Below are 4,963 nucleotides of genomic sequence, written 5' to 3'. Positions count from 1 at the left end.
TGTGCGCAGCGGGTTGATCTCCGAGACGGCGCCGACGAACGTGGTCTTGCCCACGCCGAAGCCGCCCGCCACCACGATCTTCGCGGAGGTGGTGGAGCGGGAAGGACCGCCGCTAGAGCTTGCGAAGTCCACTGAGCACCCTTTCGAGCAGTGTCACGTCTGGCTGGCCACCGGCGTTCTCGTCGCCGCCGGGCTGATGGATGGCGACCAGGCCCGCCTCCGCCAAGTCGGCGACGAGGATCCTGGCCACGCCGAGGGGGATCGTCAGCAGGGCCGAGATCTCGGCCACCGACTTGATCTCCCGGCACAGGTTGCAGATCCGCTGATGCTCGGGCAACTGGCCCTGCATCTGGTGCGGAGCGGCGGTGGTGTGCACCAGTGCCTCGATGGCGAGCTGGTAGCGCGGGCGGGTCCGGCCGCCGGTCATGGCGTACGGACGCACCAGGGGGTTGTTCGACGCCGAGGCCGGAGCCGGCTCCGGGCGGCGCTGCGGCTGGACCGGCTGGATGCGCGGGGCCTGCGGCGGTTCGTACGGCGGCTGGTTGTACGGTCCGGGGCCCTGCGGGGTGTAGGGCCGGCGGTGGCTGGGGGCGGAGGGGAAGTTGTACGGGTTCGCCGAGCCGTCGTTCTGGCCCTGGGCAGGTCCGTACGACCAATTGCCCGAAGACGAACTGCCTGGGGGTGTTGCCACTTTCTCCTCCTCCGAACTGCGCCGGGCACCCATCCTTGTGGAAGCCGCGTCCCGAAACCTTACGGCCCCGGGACACGTATACGCATCGTCCGATTACTAGTTGAGAAGGCTTCCCTGGAGCTCCGCGCGGAGATCCGGGGTGAGAACCGTGCCCGCGCGGTCCACCAGGAGGGCCATCTCGTACCCGATGAGACCGATGTCCGCCTCCGGGTGGGCCAGCACCGCGAGGGACGACCCGTCCGAGATGGACATGATGAAGAGGAATCCTCGCTCCATCTCCACAACCGTCTGGTTCACGCTGCCGCCCTCGAAGATGCGCGAGGCACCGGCGGTCAGCGAGGTCAGACCGGAGGCGACGGCCGCGAGCTGGTCGGCGCGGTCGCGGGGAAAGCCTTCGGACATCGCCAGAAGGAGTCCGTCGGCGGAGACCACCACCGTGTGGGACACCCCCGGGGTGTTGTCCACGAAGTTGGTGATCAACCAGTTCAGGTTCTGTGCCGCCTGGCTCATCGGGCTCACACTAACGCTCCTGGTTGTAGGTGCTGTCAGGACCGAAGCCCTGGCCGTTCGTATCACTGCCTGCGCTGCGCCCGCGCTGGACGCCCCGACGCAGGTTGCTCAGCCTGCCCCGGACGTCCTCCGGGGCGCGGGAGACCTGGGGGCCTCCCTGGGGGGTGGATTCGGCGGAACCCTCGACCAGGTTGGCCTTGGGCACCCGCCGCGGCAGACCGGACGCGGTGACCCCGCCTGCCTTGGGCTTCTTGAGCTGCGCGGCCTGCTGCCACCGCTCGTCGTTCGCCGACCGCCAGTCGCCGTCGCCGCCCGTGCCCTGCGTGCTCCCCGGTGCCGGGGACGTCGCGTCCTGCCGCACGCGCGCCGTGCCGTTCGCGTTCGCGGAGCCGGCGCCCTGGGAACCGTCCGCGGCGGAGCCACGGCGGGGCAGCCCGGCATCGGTCAGCGCGTGCGCGGCGGGAGAGGCCGTACCCGGACGGTCGAAGCCTACGCCGTCGCGCTCGCTCGCGTCAGCGGCCTGCGGGGATTCCGTTTCCGGAGCGTACTGGGCCGGATAGCCGTTCTGGTAGCCGTCCTGCTGCGGCCAGTCGTCCTGGTAGGACGGCTGCTGAGCGGGCTCCGCATACGGTGCCTCGGGCTCAGGGTAACCGCCGCCGGCCAGGAAGCCCTCGTGCTGCGGCACCTCGCCGGCCGGCGCGTAGTACCGCTCGTCGTACGGCTGCTCGTACGACCCGGTGTGCTGCTCCTCGTACGACCCCGTGTGCTGCTCTTCGTACGATCCGGTGTGCTGCTCCTCGTACGCCGGCGCCTCGTACGCCTGCTGCTCCGGGTACGCCTGCTGCGGCTGCTCCTGGTACGCCTGCTGTTGACCGGTGAACGGGTCCTGGTAGGGGGCCTCGGCGGTCTCGTGCTGCGGCTCGGCGTGCTGCCGGCCGTGCGTCTGGGCCTCCAGGGCGGCGCGGCGCTCCTCGCGCAGCCGGGTGCGGCCGACGGGGTCCAGCTCCTGGCCGCCGTCGGGGCCCTCGGTGTACCGGCTGTCGTCGAAGCCCAGCTCGGCGGCGGTGCGCACGGGCTGCTGCTGACCGCCGAAGTCCCCACCCTGGAACTGCTGTTCCGGGATGATCTGCGAGACGGTGAACTCGTCGCGCTCCAGCGGGGCTTCGCCGCCACCGCCGTGCGTGATCGCGTCCGGCAGCATGACCAGCGAGGTCGTGCCGGCCTGCTCGCCCGAAGGGCGCAGCTGGACCCGGATGCCGTGCCGGTCGGACAGCCGGCCGACCACGAACAGGCCCATGCGCTGGGAGATCGCGGCGTCCACGGTCGGCGGGTTGGCCAGCTTGTGGTTGATGTCCGCGAAGTCCTCGGCGGTCAGACCGATGCCCTTGTCATGGATCTCGATCATGACGCGGCCGTCGGGCAGCCGGGTCGCGGTGACCCGCACCTTGGTCTGCGGGGAGGAGAACGTCGTGGCGTTCTCCAGCAGCTCGGCCAGCAGGTGCACCAGGTCGGTGACCGCGCGGCCGTGGATCTCGGCCTCCGGCACACCGGACAGCTCGATGCGCTCGTACTGCTCCACCTCGGAGGAGGCGGCGCGCAACACGTCGACCAGCGGCACCGGCTGGTCCCAGCGGCGGCCGGGCTCCTCGCCGGCGAGCACGAGGAGGTTCTCGCCGTTGCGGCGCATACGGGTGGCCAGGTGGTCCAGCTTGAACAGGTTCTCCAGCTGGTCCGGGTCCGCCTCGTTGTTCTCCAGGTCGGTGATCAGGGTCAGCTGGCCCTCGATCAGCGACTGGTTGCGGCGCGAGAGGTTGGTGAAGATCGCGTTGATGTTGCCCCGCAGCAGCGCCTGCTCGGAGGCGAGCCGGACCGCCTCGCGGTGCACCTGGTCGAAGGCGCGGGCGACCTCGCCGATCTCGTCCTTGCTGTTGATCGGGATCGGCTCGACCCGGGTGTCGACCCGGCCGGGGTCGGTGCGGGAGAGCTGGTCGACCAGCATCGGCAGCCGCTGCTCGGCGATGCCGAAGGCGGCGTTGCGCAGCCGGCGCATCGAGCGGCTCATCTGCCGGGCCACCAGGCCGGCCAGGATGAACGCGGCCAGCAGGCCGATGACGACCACGGCACCGGTGACGAGGGCGGAGGTCTTGGCGTCGTCGGCGATGCCGGACGCCTCGCTCACGGCCTTGTCGGCCATGTCCGCCTCGATCTGGCGGTAGGCCTTGTACTTCAGCGTGTTCACCGCGAACCAGTTGTCGGCGGTGATGCCCTTGGCGGCCAGCCCGGCGCGGGTGAGCGAGCCGGTGTCCTTCATGGTGGCCAGCGCCGTGACCATGTCGGCCGGGTCGGACGGCGGGGCGACGTAGTCCGGGTCCTTGCCCTTGGCCTCCTGGGCCAGCGCGGCGGCGTCCGTCTCGACCTTCGCCGTGGCGTCCTTCAGCTTCTGCGCGTCGGCCTCGGTGCCACCGCCCCGGTACTCCTCCAGCGCGATGCGCTCCAGGTAGGCGTACGAGGACAGGGAGATCTGCTGGGTCGTCAGGTTCGGGGCGTCCGGACCGGGCTTGACCAGCAGGTGCGTACCGATCGACCGCTCCAGCGACAGCGCCGCCTTGGTCAGCGAGATGGCGTAGACCGTGCGGCCGTAGGAGGTGATGTTTCCGGTGCCCAGGCCGAGCTCGTTGGCGAACTCCATCAGCGGGTGGGCGACCTCGACGTAGCCCTCCTCGGTCTTCACACCGGTCATCCGGGAGGTGTACGCGGCCTGCCGCAGCTTGGCCAGCTCCGGCTCCGCCTCGTGGAACAGGGACAGCCGGCGCTTGAGGCCGGACTTGCCCGGCGCGCTCTTCGCCGCCTCCTCGAATTCCCGGGCGGCCTGGTCGGTGGTCTTGCGGGCGCCCTCGACGACCTGCTTGCTCTCGGCGTCCTTCTTCTTCAGGAGCAGCGGCTCGGCGGTGATGTCACGCTCGTTCTCCAGCGCGTCGGCGTAGGAGAGGGCGGCACGCACCAGACGGGCGGTGTTCTCGGCGTCGCGCGCCTCCTGCCAGGTGTCGATCGAGCCCTTCACCTGGAAGCCGCCCATGACGAGGCCGACCAGCACGGGTATGAGCAGGATCGCGTTCAGCCGGGTGGGCACCCGCCAGTTCCGAGGCGAGAGACGGCCACCGGACGCCGGAGCCGCTGCCGGCTCCGCACCGGGAACGGGGGTGGGCGCCGCAGCGCGCGGCGGCGGGGTGAAGTTGCCCCGCGCCGACGGCTCGGGACCGTTCTTGCTTCGCCTCACTCGACCAACAACCTCTCGGCGGTCGGCACCTACGTCGTGCCGCAGTCTCTCAGAGCCCGGATCGCCACAGACCACTACGGAGTACGTCTTCGACCATGGGGCAGTTCAGGCATTCCAGCACGTGGACCAGCGCGATTCCAAACAGCGGAACCCCCGTGATGAAGCGCTTGTAAACGCCAGATAAAACGGTCATAAAGAGCGAGCCTTGCCAAAAGGCGGGACGTTCGTGCGCGCAGCGGCACCGTGCGACCGCGTGGCGTGGTGATGTCCGGCCATACGTCTGCCGAACTGTTATGAACACCGGAGCCGACCGTGTCAAAGGCCACAGCCGGCTCCGAAACCTTTACGACAACTGCCGTATCGACCGACGCACTTGGGTGTTACTTCAAGCGTGCCATGAGGGCGTGTTCGACGAGGGTGATGAGGGCGCTCTTGGCGTCGGCGCGGTGGCGGGCGTCGGTGGTGATGATGGGGGTGTCGGGGCC

3 protein-coding genes and 2 pseudogenes are annotated in these 4,963 nt (G+C 70.0%); all 5 read right to left on the bottom strand.

Annotation, left to right across the window (positions count from 1 at the left end; genetic code table 11):
• Positions 1-132 (bottom strand): annotated as a pseudogene (locus ACZ63H_RS38380) (ATP-binding protein); the annotation flags it as partial.
• Complete coding sequence (locus ACZ63H_RS38375; RefSeq protein WP_467939079.1) at positions 113-691, bottom strand: DUF742 domain-containing protein; 579 nt, start codon at positions 689-691, stop codon at positions 113-115. The gene ACZ63H_RS38375 and the pseudogene ACZ63H_RS38380, both read right to left, overlap by 20 nt.
• A 96-nt stretch (positions 692-787) precedes the next feature.
• Complete coding sequence (locus ACZ63H_RS38370) at positions 788-1,201, bottom strand: roadblock/LC7 domain-containing protein (protein ID WP_004983065.1); 414 nt, start codon at positions 1,199-1,201, stop codon at positions 788-790.
• A gap of 10 nt (positions 1,202-1,211) precedes the next feature.
• Positions 1,212-4,478 (bottom strand): sensor histidine kinase, encoded by a 3,267-nt coding sequence (locus ACZ63H_RS38365; protein ID WP_469873089.1) that lies wholly within the window; start codon positions 4,476-4,478, stop codon positions 1,212-1,214.
• Between the two features lie 380 nt (positions 4,479-4,858).
• Positions 4,859-4,963: pseudogene (locus ACZ63H_RS38360) on the bottom strand (ATP-binding protein); the annotation flags it as partial.

The organism is Streptomyces sp. NPDC104831 (assembly GCF_055583025.1).
This window is presented reverse-complemented; position numbering and strand designations above follow the sequence as displayed.